Source organism: Streptomyces sp. NPDC003697 (assembly GCF_053587115.1).
This window is the reverse complement of the sequence record NZ_JBSFNN010000040.1, coordinates 17,453-37,071: the sequence shown is the minus strand read 5'-3', so window position 1 is coordinate 37,071 and position 19,619 is coordinate 17,453. Positions and strand designations below refer to the sequence as shown.

At 73.5% G+C, this 19,619-nt stretch carries 23 protein-coding genes and 1 tRNA gene; 10 read left to right on the top strand and 14 right to left on the bottom strand.

The annotated features are described in order from the left end of the window. Positions 1-263: 263 nt before the first annotated feature. Genes ACWDNY_RS17815 through ACWDNY_RS17800 form a run of 4 tightly spaced genes read right to left on the bottom strand, consistent with a single transcriptional unit; the run spans position 264 to position 2,484 of the window. A complete protein-coding gene (locus tag ACWDNY_RS17815; protein WP_451646694.1) occupies positions 264-593 on the bottom strand; it encodes a DUF202 domain-containing protein in 330 nt (109 codons plus the stop codon). After that, complete coding sequence (locus ACWDNY_RS17810) at positions 590-982, bottom strand: YidH family protein (protein WP_451646693.1); 393 nt, start codon at positions 980-982, stop codon at positions 590-592. The genes ACWDNY_RS17815 and ACWDNY_RS17810 overlap by 4 nt, the downstream gene beginning before the upstream one ends. Before the next feature lie 52 nt (positions 983-1,034). Continuing rightward, positions 1,035-1,550, bottom strand: coding sequence for an NUDIX hydrolase (locus tag ACWDNY_RS17805; protein WP_451646691.1), 516 nt, complete (start codon positions 1,548-1,550; stop codon positions 1,035-1,037). Between the two features lie 34 nt (positions 1,551-1,584). Further along, positions 1,585-2,484, bottom strand: a complete 900-nt coding sequence (locus tag ACWDNY_RS17800) for a DMT family transporter (RefSeq protein ID WP_451646690.1) — start codon at positions 2,482-2,484, stop codon at positions 1,585-1,587. 373 nt (positions 2,485-2,857) lie between these two features. On the opposite strand from ACWDNY_RS17800, the gene ACWDNY_RS17795 reads away from it, so the two are divergent. Further along, positions 2,858-3,808 (top strand): hypothetical protein, encoded by a 951-nt coding sequence (locus ACWDNY_RS17795; protein ID WP_451646689.1) that lies wholly within the window; start codon positions 2,858-2,860, stop codon positions 3,806-3,808. An 85-nt stretch (positions 3,809-3,893) separates the two neighbouring features. Then, a complete protein-coding gene (locus tag ACWDNY_RS17790; protein WP_451646688.1) occupies positions 3,894-5,450 on the top strand; it encodes an APC family permease in 1,557 nt (518 codons plus the stop codon). Between the two features lie 135 nt (positions 5,451-5,585). On the opposite strand, the gene ACWDNY_RS17785 is transcribed toward ACWDNY_RS17790, so the two are convergent. From ACWDNY_RS17785 to ACWDNY_RS17775, 3 genes are all read right to left on the bottom strand, one after another. Further along, the gene (locus ACWDNY_RS17785; RefSeq protein ID WP_451646687.1) at positions 5,586-6,347 is read right to left on the bottom strand and encodes an SDR family oxidoreductase; all 762 of its coding nucleotides are present in this window, start codon (positions 6,345-6,347) and stop codon (positions 5,586-5,588) included. Between the two features lie 10 nt (positions 6,348-6,357). Next, positions 6,358-7,755, bottom strand: a complete 1,398-nt coding sequence (locus tag ACWDNY_RS17780) for a GntP family permease (protein ID WP_451646686.1) — start codon at positions 7,753-7,755, stop codon at positions 6,358-6,360. Between the two features lie 100 nt (positions 7,756-7,855). Next, positions 7,856-8,401 (bottom strand): gluconokinase, encoded by a 546-nt coding sequence (locus tag ACWDNY_RS17775; RefSeq protein WP_451646685.1) that lies wholly within the window; start codon positions 8,399-8,401, stop codon positions 7,856-7,858. A gap of 143 nt (positions 8,402-8,544) precedes the next feature. Here ACWDNY_RS17775 and ACWDNY_RS17770 point away from each other — a divergent pair, with 143 nt between their 5' ends. Beyond that, complete coding sequence (locus ACWDNY_RS17770; protein WP_451646684.1) at positions 8,545-9,246, top strand: FadR/GntR family transcriptional regulator; 702 nt, start codon at positions 8,545-8,547, stop codon at positions 9,244-9,246. Positions 9,247-9,833: 587 nt separating this feature from the next. Here ACWDNY_RS17770 and ACWDNY_RS17765 read toward each other — a convergent pair. The 4 genes from ACWDNY_RS17765 to ACWDNY_RS17750 all read right to left on the bottom strand — a co-directional run bounded on the left by ACWDNY_RS17765 (position 9,834) and on the right by ACWDNY_RS17750 (position 11,606). After that, the gene (locus tag ACWDNY_RS17765) at positions 9,834-10,064 is read right to left on the bottom strand and encodes a hypothetical protein (protein ID WP_451646683.1); all 231 of its coding nucleotides are present in this window, start codon (positions 10,062-10,064) and stop codon (positions 9,834-9,836) included. Further along, positions 10,061-10,255: a hypothetical protein gene (locus tag ACWDNY_RS17760; protein WP_451646682.1), complete on the bottom strand. Its 195-nt coding sequence runs from the start codon at positions 10,253-10,255 to the stop codon at positions 10,061-10,063. The genes ACWDNY_RS17765 and ACWDNY_RS17760 overlap by 4 nt, the downstream gene beginning before the upstream one ends. A gap of 19 nt (positions 10,256-10,274) precedes the next feature. Then, on the bottom strand, positions 10,275-11,120 hold the full coding sequence (locus tag ACWDNY_RS17755) for a hypothetical protein (RefSeq protein WP_451646681.1): 846 nt from the start codon (positions 11,118-11,120) through the stop codon (positions 10,275-10,277). A gap of 108 nt (positions 11,121-11,228) precedes the next feature. After that, on the bottom strand, positions 11,229-11,606 hold the full coding sequence (locus tag ACWDNY_RS17750; RefSeq protein ID WP_451646680.1) for a YchJ family protein: 378 nt from the start codon (positions 11,604-11,606) through the stop codon (positions 11,229-11,231). 130 nt (positions 11,607-11,736) lie between these two features. On the opposite strand from ACWDNY_RS17750, the gene ACWDNY_RS17745 reads away from it, so the two are divergent. Continuing rightward, positions 11,737-12,048 (top strand): dsRBD fold-containing protein, encoded by a 312-nt coding sequence (locus tag ACWDNY_RS17745; protein ID WP_451646679.1) that lies wholly within the window; start codon positions 11,737-11,739, stop codon positions 12,046-12,048. A gap of 11 nt (positions 12,049-12,059) precedes the next feature. Beyond that, positions 12,060-13,382, top strand: a complete 1,323-nt coding sequence (locus ACWDNY_RS17740; RefSeq protein ID WP_451646678.1) for a phosphoribosyltransferase family protein — start codon at positions 12,060-12,062, stop codon at positions 13,380-13,382. Positions 13,383-13,752: 370 nt separating this feature from the next. Here ACWDNY_RS17740 and ACWDNY_RS17735 read toward each other — a convergent pair whose 3' ends face one another. Continuing rightward, a complete protein-coding gene (locus tag ACWDNY_RS17735) occupies positions 13,753-13,998 on the bottom strand; it encodes a hypothetical protein (protein ID WP_451646677.1) in 246 nt (81 codons plus the stop codon). A 230-nt stretch (positions 13,999-14,228) separates the two neighbouring features. Between ACWDNY_RS17735 and ACWDNY_RS17730 the strand changes: the two genes are divergently transcribed. Beyond that, on the top strand, positions 14,229-15,344 hold the full coding sequence (locus tag ACWDNY_RS17730) for a CapA family protein (RefSeq protein ID WP_451646676.1): 1,116 nt from the start codon (positions 14,229-14,231) through the stop codon (positions 15,342-15,344). Between the two features lie 154 nt (positions 15,345-15,498). On the opposite strand, the gene ACWDNY_RS17725 is transcribed toward ACWDNY_RS17730, so the two are convergent. Continuing rightward, positions 15,499-15,586: transfer RNA gene (locus tag ACWDNY_RS17725), tRNA-Leu, on the bottom strand. Positions 15,587-15,771: 185 nt separating this feature from the next. On the opposite strand from ACWDNY_RS17725, the gene ACWDNY_RS17720 reads away from it, so the two are divergent. From ACWDNY_RS17720 to ACWDNY_RS17710, 3 genes are all read left to right on the top strand, one after another. After that, the gene (locus ACWDNY_RS17720) at positions 15,772-17,097 is read left to right on the top strand and encodes a M20/M25/M40 family metallo-hydrolase (RefSeq protein ID WP_451646675.1); all 1,326 of its coding nucleotides are present in this window, start codon (positions 15,772-15,774) and stop codon (positions 17,095-17,097) included. A 183-nt stretch (positions 17,098-17,280) separates the two neighbouring features. Then, positions 17,281-17,514, top strand: coding sequence for a chaplin (locus ACWDNY_RS17715; RefSeq protein ID WP_451646674.1), 234 nt, complete (start codon positions 17,281-17,283; stop codon positions 17,512-17,514). Positions 17,515-17,700: 186 nt separating this feature from the next. After that, a complete protein-coding gene (locus tag ACWDNY_RS17710) occupies positions 17,701-18,498 on the top strand; it encodes a chaplin family protein (RefSeq protein ID WP_451646673.1) in 798 nt (265 codons plus the stop codon). Positions 18,499-18,606: 108 nt separating this feature from the next. Here ACWDNY_RS17710 and ACWDNY_RS17705 read toward each other — a convergent pair whose 3' ends face one another. Beyond that, positions 18,607-18,795 (bottom strand): DUF5703 family protein, encoded by a 189-nt coding sequence (locus tag ACWDNY_RS17705; RefSeq protein WP_451646672.1) that lies wholly within the window; start codon positions 18,793-18,795, stop codon positions 18,607-18,609. 47 nt (positions 18,796-18,842) lie between these two features. Here ACWDNY_RS17705 and ACWDNY_RS17700 point away from each other — a divergent pair, with 47 nt between their 5' ends. Then, positions 18,843-19,592, top strand: coding sequence for a hypothetical protein (locus ACWDNY_RS17700; RefSeq protein WP_451646671.1), 750 nt, complete (start codon positions 18,843-18,845; stop codon positions 19,590-19,592). Positions 19,593-19,619 lie beyond the last annotated feature (27 nt).

The window sequence follows — 19,619 nt, the reverse complement described above, 5'->3', positions numbered from 1 at the left end:
GAGCCTCCGGGCACCTGGAGCACCGGTCCCGCAGGGCAGGCGGCCACGGTCCGGAGGATGGCCTCGGGCGGGCGGACCGCGAGGGGTTCGCGGGGGTGGGCCGCGCCGGGCGGACGGCCCGGGCCTGTGAGGATCGGCCGAGCGCGCATATGGCCTTGTGTGCGCCGTGAGCCGCCTCCGGACTCCGGCTGTCGCGGAGCCGGCCCCGGCGGGCAGGCGTCCAGGGAGTCGAAGGGTCCGCCCCGCCGCGGGGCGACGGGCCCCTAGAGGATCAGCCCCGTCGCGCAGACGGCCAGCGCCGCCGTGGCCAGCGCTGCCGCCGCCCCGTGCGGTGGGGCCAGTGGCCGCGGGACCGCCGGCCCGGCGAGAGCGCGGATACGGTGCTGCGCCAGGAGCAGGAAGCCCACCCAGAACACACAGCTCAGGGCGCAGACGAGGAGTCCCGCGGCGGACACGCCGCTGTGCAGGGCCGTCCGCACGGCGAGTACCACGGCGACCGTGCAGGTGAGCGTCGTACGCCGCCAGGCCAGCCGGGTCCGCTCCGGCTGCAGGCCGGGGTCCCGGCCCCGGTCCGCCCCGTCCCCGCCGTTCACCCCTCCCACCCGACGAGCACGACGACGACCATGGCGACGGCGACGACCGCCACGACGACGCTCAGCAGCGCCGGGAACCGCGAGACGGGCAGATCCTCGCCGCGGCGCATCGCCCGCTCGCAGCGCACCCAGTGGTTCACCGCGCGCAGGGAGCACAGCACGCCCGCGGTGAGCAGCCCGAGTGCCAGGCCGGCGCGCCAGGCCCAGCGCAGGTCCGGCAGGAACTGGTCGACGGCGAAACCGCCGGCGATCAGGGCGAGAGCGGTGCGCAGCCAGGCCAGGAAGGTGCGTTCGTTGGCGAGCGAGAAGCGGTAGTCGGGTGTGTGCCCCTCCTGCCGGATCTGCTCGGGAGCGAACCACAGCCGCGCGTTCCGTACGAATCCGATCACGCGCGAGACATTACCGAGGCCGTGTGCGGGCGCCCGGCGCGCAGGTCCGGTGTCAGCCCGCCGACCGGTACGCCTTCAGGCGCCGGTAGGCCGCCAGCCCGTCCGGCACCCACTCCCACGCCCGCAGGCGCCGCTCCACCTCCTCCGGCGGCAGGAAGGCGTGCCAGGCCACCTCCTCGGCCTGCGGACGCACCGGCAGGTCGCAGCGGACCTGGTAGACCGCCGACCACCAGGTCCGGCCGGCCCCGTCGTCGTACAGGAACTTGAACAGGTACTCGGGGCGGGGCAGCCCGGACACCCCGAGCTCCTCCTCGGCCTCGCGCAGGGCGGCGTCGTCGTAGGACTCGCCGGCCCCGACGACCCCGCCGACGAACATGTCGTACAGGGAGGGGAAGACGAGCTTGCCCGGCGTGCGGCGGTGGACGAAGACACGGCCCCCGGCGTCCCGCGCCTCGATGAAGACGCAGCGGTGGCGCAACCCCCGGGCGTACGCCTCACCGCGCGGGGACCGCCCGACGACCCGGTCCTGCTCGTCGACGATGTCGAGGATCTCGTCCGCGGCGCTCATGACGTCCATCCAAGCAGGCGCACCCGCGCCGCGTTCAGCGCGGTTGCAGGTCCTCGTCCCGGGCCGGCTCGGCCGCCGCCGTGCCGGACGGCATCGCCGGGTGCGCGCCCAGCAGGACGATGCCCGCCACGATGGCCGCGAGGCCGGCCGCCTCCCACGCCAGTGCGCCGGCACCGGTGTGCAGCCGGTCCCCGAGGAAGCCCACCCCGCAGCCGATCCCGGCCAGCGGCTCGGCGGCGGTCAGCGCGGGCAGCGACACCCTGAGCGGCGCCGCCTCGAACGCGCTCTGGACCAGGAGGAGACCGCCTGCGCCGAGCACCAGCACGCCGTACGGCTGCCAGCACGTCAGCAGCCCGCTCCAGCCGCCCGCCGAGAACCGCTGGCCGCTCACCCGGGTGAGCGCGTCCTGCACCCCGTACAGCAGCCCGGCGGCGAGGGCCAGCAGGACAGCGCCCCGGCTCAGCGACGACCGCCTGGCCCAGGCCGTGAGCAGCAGGGCCAGGCCCACCATCACCCCCATGATCAGCCAGTGCCGCAGCGGGCTGGTCACGGCGGTGCCGGCCTGCGGCTGCCCCGCCACGATGAACCCGGTCACCCCGCCGGCCAGCAGCGTGAGCCCCGCCCAGCCGCGACGGCCCAGCGGCTGCCGGGTCTGCCGCCGGGACAGGGCCAGGGCGAAGAGGAGGTTCGTCGCCAGCAGCGGCTCCACGAGCGACACCTCGCCGCGGCCCAGCGCGACGGCGCCCAGAGCCATGCCGGCCACCATCAGCCCCGTGCCGCCGAGCCAGCGCGGCACCCGCACCAGGTCCAGCAGCAGCCGGGGGGAGAGGAAGTCGCCGAGCGGTGCCCGGCGGGCCGCGTTCTGCTGGAACACGAAGCCGAGGCCCATGCAGCAGGCGGCGCCCACGGCGAGGATCACAACCAGAACCGACACGCTGCGTACCTCGATCATCCGGCCGGGCCACGGGGTGCGTAGGGGCCGACTGTAGCGTCCCGGCGGCCGCCCGGGGACGAACCGCTCCCGGTTGTGGCGGCGTCCGGAGGGCGCTGCGCACGGCACCCGCGGCACCTGCCGGGACGCGGCGGCGCCGTCGTGCCGTCACAAGTACCGCTCGCTTCACGCCAGTTGACGGGCGCAACAGCTCTCCGGCCCTTGACGCGGACCGTTGGCTGCGGGTTTGCTGTGCGTGATCAGTTGATGGCAGACCGGTGAACGACAACGTAGTCGCGGTCACCGGGCCGAAGGGGGCAGTGGCACCCCCGGAGGCGAACCGGGCCACGAACAGAGCGCGTGAGGAAGTCCCGCGGTGTCCCCACCCCCGCCTCCCCTCGGCCGCGGCCGCAAGCGTGCGGCCCACCTCTTCGACGACGCCCTGGACGACGCCGAACTCGTCGCCGCCCGCGCCGCACTGGCCCAGGGGCGGTGGCAGGTCGTCCGGGCGCTGCTCGCCCGCACCGGTGACGACTGGGACCGGCGGGGGCATCGCGTCACGGTCCTCGCCCGGGAGAACCATGCCGCCGACTGGGCCCGGGACTGGCTGCTCGCCGAGCCCGAGTCCGCCGACGCCTCGGTCCTGCTCGCCCTGGCCCTCGTCCACCGGGCCCTGCGCGGCACGGAGAAACCCGGCCGGGCCCGCGAGGCGTGCCGGGCCGCGGCCGGGCCGGCGCCCGCCGACCCCACCCCGTGGCTGGGCCTGCTCCTGCTGGAGCGCGTCCTGGGCGCCGAGGAGGACGTCGTGCGCCTGTTCGACGAGGTCCGCTGCCGGCACCCCGATCACCACCACGCCCACCATCTGCTGGTCGCACGGCTCGCCGAACGCCGCGCCGGCGCCGGACCCGACCCGCTGCACGAGGTGTACGACTTCGCCAACTGGGCCGCGGAGCAGGCGCCCGCCGACTCGCCGCTGTCCGTGCTCCCCGTGGTCGCGCACGCCGAGCGCTACCGCGTCCTGGCCGCGGCCGGGCACGAGTCCGCCGACCCGGCCGTCTCCGGTCACTGGGTGGGCCGCCGGGCCCGGCAGGTGATGAAGGCGGCCTTCGACTGGTGGCTGGAGTGGGAGCAGGAAGGCCATCCGCGGCGCCTGGTCGACCTCAATTTCCTGGCCCACGCCAAGTACTGCGAGGGGCGGGGCGCGGAGGCCGCCGCGCTCTTCCACCGCATCGCGGAGCACGCCACCCCGGTGCCCTGGTCGTACCCCGACCGCGATCCGGCCGCCGCCTTCCAGGCCGCTCGCGCCGCCGCCCTCGGCACCCCCTGACCGCACCGCACCACCGGCGCAGCCCGCACCCGACTCAGGCGCGACGTGAAGCACCCGAGCCCCGAAGCCAGAAAGGACGACCCCGATGACCACGGGCAGTTCGAGCACCGCCGGCCCCACCGCGGACGGCGGCGGCATCAGCACCTTCAAGGGGCAGGAGCGCGCGCTGCGCGCCGACCGCCTGGGCACGGGGGGACTGCTGCTCTCCGTGCTCGCCGCGACCGCTCCGCTGATGGTGGTCGCGGGTGTCATGCCCACCACATTCGCGGTGATGGGGGTGGTCGGAGAGCCCCTGCTCTTCGTCGCGCTCGGCGTGGTCCTCGCCCTGTTCAGCGTCGGCTACGCCGAGATGAGCCGCCACGTGCACAACGCGGGCGCCTTCTACGCCTACATCGCCCGCGGTCTCGGCGGCACCGCGGGCGCCGGCGCCGCCCTGGTCGCCCTGGTCGCCTACAACGCCCTGCAGACCGGCATCTACGGCATCCTCGGCTTCGAGGTCTCCGGCCTGCTGGCCACCTACGCCGACGCGACCGTCGCCTGGTGGGTACCCGCGCTGGCCGCCGTGGCCGTCGTCGGCCTCCTCGGCTGGCTGAAGATCGACGTCAACGCGCGGGTGCTAGGGGTCCTGCTGGTCATCGAGGTGGCCCTGGTCGTCGTCTTCGACGCCGCCGCGGTCGCCGACCCCGCGCCCGAGGGCCTGTCCCTGCACGCCTTCGACCCGAGCACCCTCGGCGGCGCCGGGGTCGGCACCGCGCTCTGCTTCTGCATCGCGGCCTTCCTCGGCTTCGAGCAGGCCCCGGTGTACGCGGAGGAGACCAGCCGTCCCCATGTCCTCGTGCCCCGGGTGATGTTCCTCGCCGTCGCGGGCGTCGCCGTCTTCCTCGCCCTCAGCAGCTGGGCCCTCACCGTCGCCGCCGGCCCCTCGTCGATCGTCGGCGCGGCGCGGAAGGAGAGCGCCGCGCTGCTGTTCTCGCTGACCGAGTCCCGGCTCGGTGCCACGTTCACGGACGTGCTGCACGTGCTGTTCGTGACCGGCATGTTCGCCGCCCTGCTCAGCTTCCACAACGTCGTCGCCCGGTACGCCTTCGCCATGGGCCGCGAGGGCCTGCTGCCCGCGGCGTTCGGACGCACCTCCAGCACCAGCGGCGCGCCCGCGACCGGCTCGCTGGCGCAGACCGTCGTCTCACTGGTGATCGTGCTCGCCTTCGCGGTGACGGACGACGGGCCGTCCGGCGACCCGACCGCGCCCGTGCTGCACCTGTTCACCTGGTTCGGCAACATGGGCGCCCTCGGCGTCATCGTGCTGATGGCGGCGGCTTCCCTGTCGGTGATCGTCTTCTTCGCCCGGCGCGGGGCCGCGGCCGCCCAGGCGTGGCGGCTGGTCACCTCCGCGGTCGCCGGGCTCGCTCTGCTGGTGATCGCCGTCTACACGGTCCGGGACTTCGACGTCCTGGTCGGCGCCGGTCCCGGCTCGGCGCTCAGCTGGGTGCTGCCCGGCGTCATCGGCCTCGCGCTCGTCGGCGGCCTGGTGCAGGGCGCCGTGCTGCGTGCCCGCCGGCCCGCCGCGCACGCCCGCATCGGGCTCGGCAACCAGGCGTTCCAGCTGGACAAGGCGGCCGAGGCGGCGGGGAGCGCGTCCTGACCCGCGGCCCGGCCCCCGCCGCGCGCGGCCGGATACGGCGGGCGGCCGGCGCGGGCGCGGTGTCGCACACCGGGACGGCCGCGCCGCTGCACGCCCGAACAGGCGGCCGGGACGCTCGCGTCCCGGCCGCCTGCCTCAGAGCACGCTCGTCATACCGCCGTCGACGTACAGCACCTGCCCGCCGACGAAGTCCGCGGCCGGGGAGACGAGGAACAGCAGAGCGCCCACCAGGTCCTCCGTACGGCCCCAGCGGCCGGCCGGCGTGCGCCCGCGCACCCACGCGCTGAACTCCCCGTCCTCCACCAGCGGCCGGGTCAGCTCGGTCTCGATGTAGCCGGGGCCGAGGCCGTTGACCTGGACGCCGTGCGGACCGAAGTCCGCGCACATGCCCTTGGTGAGCATCTTCAGCGCGCCCTTGGTCGCCGCGTACGGCGCGATGCCCGGCCGGGCCACCTCGCTCTGCAGCGAGCAGATGTTGACGATCTTGCCGTGGCCGCGGGTCGTCATCCGCCGGGCGGCCTCCCGGCCGACCAGGAAGGCGCCGGTGAGGTTGGTGTCCAGGATCCGGTGCCAGTCGGCGTCGGTGAACTCCAGCAGGGGCGCCCGCAGTTGCATACCGGCGTTGTTGACCAGGATGTCGAGCGGGCCCACCCGCTCCTCGACGTCCGCGATGCCGGCGGCCACGGCGGGGCCGTCGGTCACGTCGAACACGGCCGTGTGGACGTCACCGGGCAGTTCCGCGGCGGCCGCGGCGAGCCTGCCGCCGTCCCGCCCGTTGAGGACGACCGTGCAGCCGGCCTCCGCAAGCCCCCGGGCCAGCGCGTGCCCGATGCCGCGGGCCGCGCCGGTGACCAGGGCCTTCCGGCCGCTGATGTCGAAGAGGGGGTGAGCCGTCATCGCCGTGCCCCTAGACGACCAGGGAGAGCAGCAGCACCAGGGCGCCGGCGACCACCGAGATGATCGTCTCCATGATCGACCAGGTCTTGACGGTCTGGCCGACACTCAGGCCGAAGTACTCCTTCACCAGCCAGAACCCGGCGTCGTTGACGTGGCTGAAGAAGAGCGAGCCGGCGCCGATGGCCAGGACCAGCAGGGCGGTGTGGGTCGTCGACATGTCCGCCGCGAGCGGTGCGACCAGACCGGCCGCCGAGACGGTCGCCACGGTCGCCGAGCCGGTCGCGAGCCGGATCGCCACGGCGATCAGCCAGGCGAGCAGCAGCGCGGGGATGGACCAGTCCTTGGAGATGTCCAGGATCATCTGGCCCACGCCGGAGTCGATCAGCGTCTGCTTGAAGCCGCCGCCCGCGCCGACGATGAGCAGGATGCCGGCGATGGGGGCGAGCCCCTTCTCGACGAGACCCGATATCCGCTCCTTGCCGAAGCCGGCCGGCCGGCCCAGCGTGAAGACGGCGACGACGACGGCGGCGAGCAGTGCGATCAGCGGCGAGCCGACGACGTCGAAGACGCGCTGGGTCATCTGCTCCGGGTCGTCCACGACGATGTCGACCAGCGCCTTGAGCAGCATCAGGGCCACCGGCAGCAGCACGGTCGCCAGGGTGACGCCGAAGCCGGGGCGCCGCTCCAGGTCCTCCGACGGGCGCTGCGGGATCATGCGCTCGGGGGCCGGGACGTCCACCCAGCGGGCCGCGAACCGGGAGAACACCGGGCCGGCGATGATCACCGTGGGAATGGCGACCAGGATGCCGAACGCCAGTGTGACACCGAGGTTCGCCTTGACCGCGTCGATCGCGACCAGCGGTCCGGGGTGCGGCGGGATCAGGCCGTGCATCACGGACAGGCCGGCCAGCGCCGGGATGCCGATGCGCATCAGGGAGTAGTTGCCGCGCCGGGCGACCATCAGGACGACCGGGATCAGCAGCACGATGCCGACCTCGAAGAACAGCGGCAGACCGATCACCGAGGCGATCAGCACCATCGCCCACGGCATCGCGCGGCCGCCCGCCTTGGCGAGGATGGTGTCGACGATCTGGTCGGCGCCGCCGGAGTCGGCGAGCAGCTTGCCGAGGATCGCCCCGAGGGCGATCAGGACGCCGACGCTCGCCACCGTGGCGCCGAGCCCGGTGGTGAAGCTGGTGATCACCTTGTCGAGCGGCGCTCCCGCCACCGCGCCGAGCGCCAGTGACCCGATGGTCAGCGCGAGGAACGCGTGCAGCTTGAACTTGGTGATGAGCAGGACGATGACCGCGATGCCCGCCAGGACGGCGATGCCCAGCTGGGCGTGGCCGGCCGAGGTGATCGGCTGGACGGGGTCCGCTGCCAGCATCTCGACGCTGAGTCTGGTCACGGGGGAATTCCCTTGCTGATGGAGTGGGTTGGGGACGGAGGCCGTGCCGTGCCGGGCCGGGGCCGTGGGGCCGCGGCCGGGCCGTGGGGGAGGGAGGGCCTTACTGCGGAGGCAGGTGCGCCTCGGGGGACTGCGTGGAGCTGTCGAGGCCGTCGAGCGCGGCGACGGCGCGCGCGGTGATCTCCTCGGGGCTGCCCGAGACGTCGACCGCGACGCCCGCCTCGTCCGCCTGCAGCGGCTGGAGGGTGGCGAACTGCGAGTCCAGCAGCGCGGTCGGCATGAAGTGATCCTGACGGTCGGCCATCCGCCCCTCGATGAGCTCCCGGGCGCCCGTCAGGTGGACGAACACGACACCGGGAGCCGCGGCCCTGAGCCGGTCGCGGTACGACCGCTTCAGCGCCGAGCTGCTCACCACTCCGCCGAGACCCGCGCGGCCGTGCGCCCAGGCGCCGATGGCATCCAGCCACGGCCACCGGTCGTCGTCGTCGAGCGGCACGCCGGCCGACATCTTGGCGATGTTCGCCGGGGGGTGGAAGTCGTCACCCTCGGCATAGGGGACGCCCAGCCGGGCGGCGAGCAGTGGACCGATCGTGGTCTTGCCCGTGCCGGCGACGCCCATCACCACGACGACGTGGGGGGTACGCATCACAGTCTCGCTGTCTTCCTCGACAAGCGACGTCGACTTCCGACGTCCGCCACACTGAAACCCATTAGGTACGACGAATTCAAGACCCTGTGACAAATAAGTCTGACTTTTTGGGATGGTGATCCAGCCCGTACGCTGAGTGCATGAGCACACCGGGCCGGGGGCTGCACGGCCGCGTACTGGACACCCTCGGCCCCGCGATCACCGCGGGGGAGTATCCGCCGGGCAGCGTGCTGCGCACGGACGAACTCGCGCAGCGCTTCGACGTGTCACGCTCCGTGATGCGCGAGGCGGTCCGCGTGCTGGAGTCCATGCACCTGGTCGCCTCACGACGCCGCGTCGGCGTGACCGTCCTCCCCCCGTCCCAGTGGAACGTCTACGACCCCCAGGTCATCCGCTGGCGTCTGGCGGGCACCGACCGCGCGCGGCAGCTCCGCTCGCTCACGGTCCTGCGGTCGGCGGTGGAACCGGTCGCCGCCGGCCTGGCGGCGAAGAACGCCACGTCCGAACAGTGCGCCGAACTCACCGAGTGCGCGCTGGGCATGGTGGCCAACTCACGCGGCCACCGGCTCCGGCAGTACCTGGTCCACGACGTCGCCTTCCACCGCGTGATCCTGACCGCGTCGGGCAACGAGATGTTCGCCCGCCTCGGCGACGTCGTGGCGGAGGTCCTGACCGGACGCACCCACCACGAGGTCATGTTCGAGGACCCCGACCCGCCCGCCGTCACGCTCCACCTCCAGGTCGCCGAGGCCGTGCGCGCCCGCGACGCGGACCGCGCCGAGCAGCTCACCCGCGAGATCACCGTGGGCGCGCTGCAGGAACTGGACGTCCTGGCGCCGTAGCGCGCGCCGGGCCCTGTCGTCCGGACCACCCGGCCCGGCCGGAAGGCACCGCACCCGGGAGCCGGCCTGATCCGGCTGGGCCTGTCCGGCGGATCAGGCCGGAGACGCGGGGGTGGGCACGCCTGTCCGCGGTGTCTGCCGTCGGTTGTCGACGCCCCGCGTCGACGCTCTCCTCCGCCTTGCAGCCGGACGCGCCGGCCCTCGCTCACCTGGGCTCCAGGGCACCGCCGGTTTCCTCCGACTTGATCCGCCGGTCAGGCCCCCGGGGCTGACTGATGCCTGGCTCAGCTCTTCGCCCCGGCGGACGGTGTCGTACGACCCTGAGTGGCCGCAGCGACTGCCGGAACCCGGCGAGCCGGCCTCCGACAGCCCGTCGTCCCGTGTCACCCCACCCGTGGATCAGCGGGGCCACAGGAATTCCTTGGTGATCGCGCCCGTGACGACGTTGTCCACGTAGTAGGTGCTCGCGGGCTTGCGGTCGGGGACGATCACGTCGGACTGGGAGCTCGCCGGGAGGTGGACGGGGCGGCGGCACCGAGGCCGGCGCCGGTGAGAGCGTCACTCGGCATGCGGGTTCTCATCTGCTGTCAGCAGCTGTAGCTGCGCTTGCCGTTGATGAAGTAGCGGTCCTCCGCCTCGGTCTTCATCTTGTATGAGGCGGTCCAGCAGCCGCGCATGCCCTGGCTGATGTAGAGCGGGCCGGGGAACTTGCTGTAGTAGCCGTCGTCGGTGCCGCAGGCGCTGCTGACGCTGGTGCCCGGACAGGCCTGGAGGAACATGTAGTTGGCGTTGCCCGGTGTCTCGTTCTTGAAGATCACGCAGAGCAACCCGCCCCCGCGTAGGCGGCCATGGTGCCGTCGTCGCCGTTGACGTCACCGGGGAGGTCGCCGTCGATGTAGACCAGCGTGTTGTAGTTGCCGCCGCACTCAGTGGCCTGGGCCACGGCCTCCCGCGGGTTCGCGGCGGCCCATGCCCTGGTCTCGCCGTCGGCGTCGGCGGCGACCGTCACCTTCGGGCTGAATCAGCTGTCAGAACAGACCGAAGACCACGAAGAACGGCGCGAGGGAAGCGGCGGCACACACCGGCCAGTAGCGGGAGCCCCGTACCGGCGTCCGGCGCCGCAGCCGGGTGTTGGCCAGCCCCCAGGCCAGGCCGAACAGGAAGAACACCGGTGCGGCGATGACCAGCCAGAGCAGCATCCCGTCGTTCTCGTTCGGGTCCTGCATGGTCCAGCCGACCGCCGCCAGCGGCCCGTTGGCCAGGATGTACCACGCCAGGAACAGAGGAACGACGGCTGGGACCCCGAGCAGCAGGTTCACGACGACGGGGACGCAGAGCTTCCGCATGCGCTCATTCTCCACGATCAGTCCGGCCTGCTGGGCGCGGCTGAGCTTGTTGTAGTTCTCCAGCACGTTGTAGAGCCCGATCAGCTCGCGGCCGTACTTCTCGGCCTTGTCGCCGGTGCTGTTGTAGCGGGCCAGCAGCTTCTCACTGTCGGCCTGGCTGGTGGTGAGCGACGGGCGGGCGATGCCGAGCTGGTGCGCGTTGTAGATGGTCAGGTAGGCCACCGAGGGGATGTTGTACTCGGGCTCCTGGAGGTTGTCCCACACCGCCCGGGTGTCCGAGCCGGTGAGCGGAGTGCCGTGGATGATGCCCTGGTCCATGCAGTAGTTGCGGGCGGCGATGGTCACCCAGGCGAAGATCTGCCCCCAGCCGGTGCTGCAGTCGTCCTTCGACCCGGCCTTCACCGCCTCGTCGGCGAGCGCGTCGAGCGGGTTCAGCTTGCGCAGCTCCCACAGCACCGGTGCCTGGATGAGCGCCTTGCGCAGCTTCAGGGCCCTGGCCAGGTTGGTGAACAGCCAGTCGGCGTCCATGACCTTGTTGAACGCCTCTGTCGCCCCCGGAGCCGCTCCACTTCCCCCCGCCTCACACCACGAAGACGCCCTCCACCAGGCGAGATCACTCGACGTGACGAAGCACCGCTAGTCCAGGAACTCCCCGTCGACGTACACCCACGCTCCGCCGACCCGCTCGAACCGGCTGCGTTCGTGCAACGAACCGCCGCGGTAGGAGGCGCGGAACGTCACCGTGCCGGTGGTGTGGAAGGCGGAGCCGTCCGTCGTGCCGAGCACCTCCAGACCGGTCCAGCGCATCCGGGGGTCGAAGTCGATCCGCGGCGGCCGCGTCCGCGGATGCCACGTCCGCAGCAGGTGTCCCGCGTCCTGCCGTACGAAGGCGCTGTAGCGCGAGCGCATCAGCGCCTCGGCGGTCGGCGCGGCGGCGCCGCCCGCGGCCAGGTACCGGCCGCAGCACCTCTCGAACGGCTCGGGCAGCCCGCACGGGCAGGAACGCAGCGTCATGCCCGCCATTGTGCCCGGTCCCGCACCCACTCCCGCAGCGCGTGCGGCACGCTCGCGACTACGTCACAGTGGAAGCAGGCCGGGTGCCGGGTCGCCTCATGCCCTGCGCCGGTGTCAGGAGGGACGGAAGATGACGTCAGCCGACGATCGCCGGCCCCCGTCCGCCAAGGAGTGGACGCTGTGCCTCTACCTGTGCGAGAACGACCCCGCGACCACGGCCAGGATCGTCCTCGACACCGGTGACAGCCTGCTGGAGTGCTGTGCGGAGGCCCACCGCAACCCGTACGACGCCGTGGTCCCGGAGATCGGTGACGAACTCGCCGCCGGCCGCGCCCTGATATCGCTGGGCAGACGTCTGCTCCGGGCCGCCGACGGCGACATCGCGGCGACCGGGACGCCGGAGGCGCCCCGGCCCGCACCGCTGTGGCTGCCTCGGGAGTGAGGAGGCTGATCGTGGTCTTCACGGATCGCCGGGACGCAGGACGGCAGCTCGGTGCCCGCCTGAGGCATCTCGCCGGCGAGGACGTCGTGGTGCTGGGGCTGCCCCGGGGCGGGGTGCCGGTCGCGGCCGAGGTCGCCGAGGCGCTCGGCGCGCCCCTGGACGTGTGCCTGGTCCGCAAGCTCGGGGTGCCCTTCCAGCCGGAGCTGGGCATGGGCGCGATCGGCGAGGACGGCGTGCGCGTGATCAACGACGCGGTGGTGCGCGAGGCGCGCGTCACGCGGCAGCAGCTCGCCCGGGTCGAGGAGCACGAGCGGCGGGTGCTGGAGCAACGCGCCGCCCGCTACCGGGGCGACCGTACCCCCGTGGCCGTCGCCGGGCGGACGGCGGTGGTGGTCGACGACGGGGTGGCCACCGGGTCGACCGCACGGGCGGCCTGCAGGATCGCCCGGGAACGCGGGGCGGCGCGGGTCGTGCTCGCCGTGCCCGTCGCGCCGGCGGACTGGACCGACCGGCTCGGTGACGACGCCGACGAACTGGTCTGCCTGGACACGCCGTGGGACTTCTTCGCGATCGGCCAGTTCTACCTCGACTTCACCCAGACCGGTGACGACGAGGTCGCCGCCCGCCTGCGGCGGGCCGCCCACCACTCCCCGGGAACGGGCGACCCGGCGGACTCCGCGGGAGCCGGGGGCGTGGACCGCGAGGTGCGGATCTCGGCCGGTCCGGTACGGCTCGAAGGACGGCTCACCGTACCGGCGGGCGCCGCGGGGGTGGTGCTCTTCGCGCACGGCAGCGGCAGCAGCCGGCACAGCCCCCGGAACAGGTTCGTCGCCCGGGGCCTGAACCGGGCCGGTCTCGGCACGCTCCTGTTCGACCTCCTCACCGAGGAGGAGGAGCACGACCGGGCCAACGTGTTCGACACCGGTCTGCTGGCCCGGCGGCTGGCCGGCACCACGGACTGGCTGCGCGCACAGCCCGACACGGCACAGTTCCCCGTCGGGTACTTCGGCGCCAGCACCGGCGCGGCCGCCGCCCTGTGGGCCGCGGCCGAACCGGACACGCACGTGGCCGCCGTCGTCTCCCGGGGCGGCCGGCCCGATCTCGCCGGACCCAGGCTGCCGGAGGTGACCGCGCCGACCCTCCTCGTCGTCGGCGGCGCGGACACGACGGTGCTCGACCTCAACCGGCGGGCGCAGGCGCGGCTGCGCTGCGAGAACCGGCTCGAGGTCGTGCCCGGCGCGACCCACCTGTTCGAGGAGCCGGGTGCGCTGGAGACGGTGACCGACCTGGCCCGCGACTGGTTCACGGACCACATGGCCCCGGCGCACGTGTAGGCCGCGGCCCACCCGGCCCGGGCCGGGTGGGCCGCGGTCCCGGTCAGGGTGGGGCACCCACCTCCCGGCCGGGGTGGGGCACGTGGGGGTCGCTGTCCCCACCCGCCCAGGGGCAGGGCACGGTGCGACCGGGCCGGGTGGGCCACGGCTCGCGGGCCCCGGCCGACCGGTGGCCTACGTGGTGGAGGGGTTCGTGCGCGAGCCGGGATCCCGGCGCGGGTGGGGCACGGCTCGGCAGGCCGGTGGCCGACAGACTCTGTGTGTGACAGCAGGAGTTCGTGCGCGAGCCGGGGATCCCGGCGCGGGTGGGGGCGCGGTGCGCTCCGGCCCGGGCCCGGGTGTGTCGGCGGCCCGGCGGCAGCCCGGTGGCCTACAGCCCCTGTGCGAGCAGGAGTTCGTGCGCGAGCCGCGCGCCCCTGGCCGCCTCCTCCTCCGGCTCGTTGTCCTCGACGGGAACGCTCTCCAGGCCCTTGGCGAGCGCCCGCACGGCGTCGGCCAGGGTCGCCACCTGCGCTTCCAGCTGGCTCACCCGCTGCTCCGGGCTCTGCCCGCTCTCCGTGCCGGGCGCGGCGGGAGCGATCTCGGCGCCGGCTGGGCCGGTGTCGTTCGGCGTCATGTCGGGTTCCTTCCGTCAGGGGCCGGCCCCCGCGTGCCCCGCGGCGCCGGGCGGCACACCGGCCCCGGGTCCCCGATGGACACCGCCGCGGTGCCGGTCGTGTGGCGGGGCCTCTTGTGCCGAAGTGCCGTCTTCCAGGTTCGTCACCGTCCGCCGGAATGTGGAGGGCCGAAGGTCCCCGCCCCGGCGACGGCTTCGCGGTCCGCCCCTGGCCGCCTTAGCTTGGGAGCATGCAGCAGGGAGCGGTCACCCTCTTCCTCGCCGGTGACGTCATGCTGGGCCGGGGAGTGGACCAGATCCTCCCGCACCCCGGCGACCCGGCGCTGCGGGAGTCGTACGTCCGCGACGCCCGCGACTACGTCGCTCTCGCCGAGGCGGTGAACGGGCCGATTCCCCGGCCGGTCGACTTCTCCTGGCCGTGGGGTGAGGCCCTGCCCGCGCTGGACGACGCGGCGCCCGACGTCCGGGTGGTGAACCTGGAGACGTCCGTGACCCAGGACGGCGACTTTGCACCGGGCAAGGGCGTCCACTACCGGATGCATCCGGCCAATCTGCCCGCCCTGGCGGTGGCCCGCCCGGACGTCTGCGTGCTGGCCAACAACCACGTGCTGGACTTCGGGCCGCGCGGCCTGGAGGAGACCCTCGACCGCCTGGCGGAAGCGCGACTGCGGACGGCGGGGGCGGGCCGGAACGTGACCGCGGCGTGCCGGCCGGCCGCCGTCCCCCTGCCGGCGGGCGGCCGGGTGCTGGTCTTCTCCTTCGGCATGCCGTCGAGCGGCATCCCCCCTACCTGGGCGGCCGGAGCCGGCCGAGCCGGGGTCGCCTTCGCCGCCCCGGACGCGGCCGCCGCGGCCGCGTTCGCCGACCGCCTGCGGCAGGTCCAGCGGCCCGGCGACCTCGTCGTCGTCTCGGTGCACTGGGGCCCCAACTGGGGCTACGCCGTCTCCCGCGACGAGGTCCGCTTCGCCCACGCGCTCGTCGAAGCGGGCGCCGACGTGGTCCACGGGCACTCCTCGCACCACCCGCGCCCGCTGGAGATCCACCGGGACCGGCTCGTGCTCTACGGCTGCGGCGACCTCGTCGACGACTACGAGGGCATCGGTGGCCACCAGCACTACCGGGACGACCTGCGGGTGCTGTACCTGGCGTCGCTGAAGCAGGACACCGGGCGGCTCGCCGGGCTGCGCATGGTGCCCCTGTGCGCCCGCAGGATGCGGCTGGAGCACGCCCCCGCGCAGGACATCGAGTGGCTGCGCGCCGCCCTGGACCGGTGCAGCCGGCCCTTCGGCACCCGGGTCGAGCTCGGTCCGGACGGCACGCTCGTGCCCCGGCCCGCGCACGCGTGACCGGCCCGGGCGACTGGTACGGGTGTCCGGCGGCGACGGTCGGTGCGCGGCCGGCGCGCCCGGGCGGTGACCACCGGTGCGCGACCTCCGCCCCGTCCGTCCGCCGGACATGCGGAAGCGGTGCCGACCGCTTCCGGTCGACACCGCTTCTGGCTGGTGTCCGAGGGGGGACTTGAACCCCCACGCCCGATAAAGGGCACTAGCACCTCAAGCTAGCGCGTCTGCCATTCCGCCACCCGGACAAGGTGTGTGTCGTGCGGAGCTTCCCCCGCGGCGACGAGGGAAACATTACCAGGCTTTCGGGGAGGGCCGATCACCCCCCGTCCCGCGGTGAACGGTGTGTGACCGGCCCGGGGGGTGTCTTGGGGCCGGGCCAGGGGAGGGGCAGGATGAGTGGACCACCAGCACACGGCCAGGAGGAAGCAGCGTGAGTGAGACGGACACGGCCAGGAGCGTCACCGGCGAGGACGAGGTCGTGGACCTCTGCCGCGAGCTGATCCAGATCGACACCAGCAACTACGGCGACCACTCGGGGCCCGGCGAGCGCAAGGCCGCCGAGTACGTCGCCGAGAAGCTCGCCGAGGTCGGGCTCGAACCGCGCGTCTTCGAGTCCCACCCGGGCCGTGCCTCGACCGTGGCCCGCATCGAGGGCGAGGACCCGTCCCGCCCCGCACTGCTCATCCACGGCCACACGGACGTCGTGCCGGCCAACGCCTCCGACTGGACCCACCACCCCTTCTCCGGCGAGGTCGCGGACGGGTGCGTGTGGGGCCGCGGCGCGGTCGACATGAAGGACATGGACGCCATGACCCTCGCGGTCGTGCGCGACCGGCTGCGCAGCGGCCGCAAGCCCCCGCGGGACATCGTGCTCGCCTTCCTCGCCGACGAGGAGGCCGGCGGCACCTACGGGGCACGCCACCTCGTCGACAACCACCCCGAGCTGTTCGAGGGCGTCACCGAGGCGATCGGCGAGGTCGGCGGATTCTCCTTCACCGTCAACGAGAAGCTGCGGCTCTACCTCGTCGAGACCGCCCAGAAGGGCATGCACTGGATGCGGCTCACCGTGGACGGCACGGCCGGCCACGGCTCGATGACCAACGACGACAACGCGATCACCGAGCTGTGCCAGGCGGTCGCGCGGGTCGGCCGGCACACCTGGCCGGTGCGGGTCACCAAGACGGTGCGGGCCTTCCTCGACGAGCTCTCCGACGCGCTCGGCACCGAACTCGACCCGGACAACATGCAGGAGGCCCTCGCCAAGCTCGGCGGCATCGCCCGCATGATCGGCACCACGCTGCGCAACTCCGCGGCGCCCACGATGCTCGGAGCCGGCTACAAGGTCAACGTCATCCCCGGCCAGGCCACCGCCCACCTGGACGGCCGCTTCCTGCCCGGCCACGAGGAGGAGTTCCTCGCCGACCTCGACCGGCTGCTCGGCCCGCGCGTCAGGCGGGAGGACGTGCACTCCGACAAGGCGCTGGAGACGGACTTCGACGGCCGGCTGGTCGACGCCATGCAGAGCGCGCTGCGCGCGGAGGACCCGATCGCCCGGGCGGTGCCGTACATGCTCTCCGCGGGCACGGACGCCAAGTCCTTCGACGACCTCGGCATCCGCTGCTTCGGCTTCGCGCCGCTGCGGCTGCCCCCGGAGCTCGACTTCGCGGGCATGTTCCACGGGGTCGACGAGCGCGTGCCGGTCGACGGCCTGAAGTTCGGCGTCCGCGTGCTCGACCGGTTCCTCGACGCGTCCTGAGGGGTACCGCACGCGCCGGCGCGGCCGGCTTCGCCACGCCGCAGGCGCCGCTTATTCGCTCGCGCGTACGGAGATGACTGGGAAGGGTGAATGCGCTCATAAGCTCGTAGCTTCATTACTCCCTCCTCGTTACAGGTGATGCGATCGGCAATACAAGATCGCTTTTGCCTACTAGGAGGAATAATGATCAAGAAGGTCGTCGCTGCCGCGGTCGCCACCGGTGGTCTGGTTCTCGCGGGCGCCGGCGTGGCCGCCGCCGACTCCGGCGCCCAGGGTGCCGCGGTGCGCTCCGCGGGCATCGCCTCCGGCAACGTCATCCAGGCGCCCGTGCACGTGCCGGTGAACGCCTGCGGCAACACGGTCGACGTGATCGGGCTCCTGAACCCCGCCTTCGACAACGCCTGCGCCAACGACTGACGTCGGCGCCCCGCCCCGTAAGGGTCTGACTCCATCGGCTCCGTGGGGGGTCTGAACCCGTCGGCCCCGGAGCGCGCGCCATGCGCTCCGGGGCCGACCGGTCTTTTCGCGCGCCGCCCTTTCCGACAGCGCGGCCGCGCGGTTCCGCAAGGTTCTCAGAAAAAGGTCGAAGGCAGGTATTCAGCGATGCGACAGGTCACCCGCAAGGGCCTGATGACCGTGGCCGCCGCCACCGGCGTGATCGCCGCCGCGAGCGGCTACGCCCATGCCGACGCCGGCGCGAGCGGCGCGGCGTCCCACTCACCGGGCGTGCTCTCCGGCAACACGGTGCAGGCGCCGGTGCACGTGCCGGTCAACGTCTGCGGCAACACCGTCAACGTCGTCGGGGTGCTCAACCCGGCGGCGGGCAACACGTGCGCCGACCAGGGCGGCGGCAGCTCCGCCGGGTCCGGGCGGGGCGGCGCGCACGCCGGCGGCCGCACCGGCCACTCGCCGGGCGTCGGCTCCGGCAACCACGTCCAGGTGCCGGTCCACGTCCCGGTGAACGTCTGCGGCAACAGCGTGAACGTCGTCGGTGTGGGCGACGCGGCGCTGGGCAACGCCTGCGCCGGCGGGACACGTCCCGGTGGCGGGGGCGGCAGCACGCCTCCGGGCGGCGGCGAGGAGGAGCCGCCCGGCAACCCCGGGAACCCGGGCAACCCCGGTACGCCGGGGAACCCCGGTACACCCGGCCACCCGGGAACGCCCGGCCACCCGGGAACGCCCGGACAGCCCGGCCTGCCCGGTCACCCCGGTACGCCGGCCACCCCCGGCGGCTCCTCGCACGTCAACCACCCGGGCACGCAGACGGTGACCGCCCCCCGTGGCACCGGGCAGCTCGCCCACACCGGCAGCGAGCTGCCGATGGGTGTCGTCCTGCCCGTGGGCGCCGGGGCGCTCCTCGCGGGCGCCGTCATGTACCGCAGGGCGCGGGCCGCGGCGTAGGCGGCGCGGGTGGCGTCCTCGCCGCGGCCGGCGCAGGCCGGCCGCCCGACGCCGCACACGAAGCGGGCCCCGCATCGCGGGGCCCGCTGTCGTTCCGGTCGTTCCGGCTCACCATGTGGCGCGTACCTGGCGGATGATCCGCCGGCGCAGCCGCACTCTGCGGCTGCCGTCGCGCAGCAGGCTCAGACGGTACAACTCCCAGTGTCCGTACTCTGCATGGTCCGTCAGCAGACGCGCCGCATCCTTGCGGGAGACCCCGCGAGGCACGTACACGTCGGCAAATTCGTATTCCGCCATCGCATCTATTGTGCGGGCTGGGGCCCGGTACGGATAGCGTCTGCACTATGTCTGATGCTGCGCAGCCCACCGCTGCCGAGGTACGCGCCGCCGCCGAGGCGGTCAAGACCGCGCTCGACCGCCACCTGGCCGCGGTCGAACGCAGGTCGGGTGAGGACGACCCGGCCGTCTATGAGGCGTTCAACCAGCTGGCCGCGGCCGCAGAGGCGTACGACGAAGTGCTCTACGACCGCTACGACGAGGTCACCCCGTTCGAGATCCCCGAGGCGGAGGACTCGCTGCCGCCGTACACGGGCCCCGAGGAACCGAACGCGATCAGCGTGCTGATCCGCCGCGACTACGCCGTGGTGGAGCCGCAGCGGCTGCGAACGCACGCCCGGCGCGTGGAGACGGCGGACCACGACAACGGCACGGGCGGCGTGAAGGGCGGAAGCGGCGGGGGCACCTCCGGCACGGTCCACGGGGCACTCGGCATCCTGTTCGGCGAGTTCGAGCCGGATGAGATCGCCTCCCGGCACAAGGAGTTCGGGCTGGAGGAGGGCGACTCGACCCTGTGGGTGACGGCGGCCGACGAGCCCGCCGAGCCCGGGGAGTGGCTGGAGGCCCCCTTCGAGGACGTCGATCCCCAGCAGGTCGTCTGCCGCTTCGACGTCAGCGCCGTCTTCGACGACGACCTCCACGAGGGCGTGGACGACGTGGACGACGTCGACGGCGAGGACGACCTGGCCGCGGGCCTCGGCGCGGACGAGGACGAGGGTGAGGGCGAGGACCTGGAGCCGCTCGACGCGGACCGCTGAGCCGACGTCGGCCGGCCACCCCCGCGC